General features: G+C 36.1%; 1 protein-coding gene. It reads left to right on the top strand.

All coding sequences use genetic code 11. The features are described from left to right. A partial coding sequence (locus tag C9I89_RS22305; RefSeq protein WP_211315298.1) for a hypothetical protein occupies nucleotides 1-465 on the top strand: 465 nt, incomplete at its 5' end. Nucleotides 466-568 lie beyond the last annotated feature (103 nt).

Here is a 568-nt window from a genome sequence, read left to right as displayed (position 1 = left end):
GGCGTTATGTTTATAAGGAGTAATATGAAAGTTAAATGTTTAATCGCAACGCTTATATTGATGTTTGTTTCAGGTTGTGTATCAACAGGTAATGAAACAATCTCAATGAATAATGAAAGGTTTTCGACTTCGCCAGTAAAAGTACCTAAAAATTTTCAAGTGGTTAAATTGAAGCATGAAGAGCTTCCATTAGTCTCTAATTATGTTTATCGGGCAGCTTTACAAGCTAAAAATAATGGATATAAGAAGTTTTTACTGGTGCAAGAATTTGAATTAGATGAAGGGACTAAAATATTGGACCCTACAAGACTTATGAGTTTTATGTTCAACGAGCAATCGGACCTAGATAGCTTTGAGAACATGGAAACAAGGACTAAAAAGTATAAGGTTCTTGGAGTATTTGAAACATCAGAGTTTAGTGAAAAGAGATATGTTCCGATTGGGTCAATGCCGGGTGTAGCATAAACATAACAAGGCAATCAAGGTGACCAGTTACACTCGGCATTTTTGGTATGGAGTTCGGTGTGCTTTGTTGGTTCAGTGTGTGGCACCTTATTGCAGGCGTTAT

The sequence above is a fragment of the Photobacterium lipolyticum genome (assembly GCF_003026475.1).
GTDB classification, from domain to species: domain Bacteria; phylum Pseudomonadota; class Gammaproteobacteria; order Enterobacterales; family Vibrionaceae; genus Photobacterium; species Photobacterium lipolyticum.
This window is presented reverse-complemented; position numbering and strand designations above follow the sequence as displayed.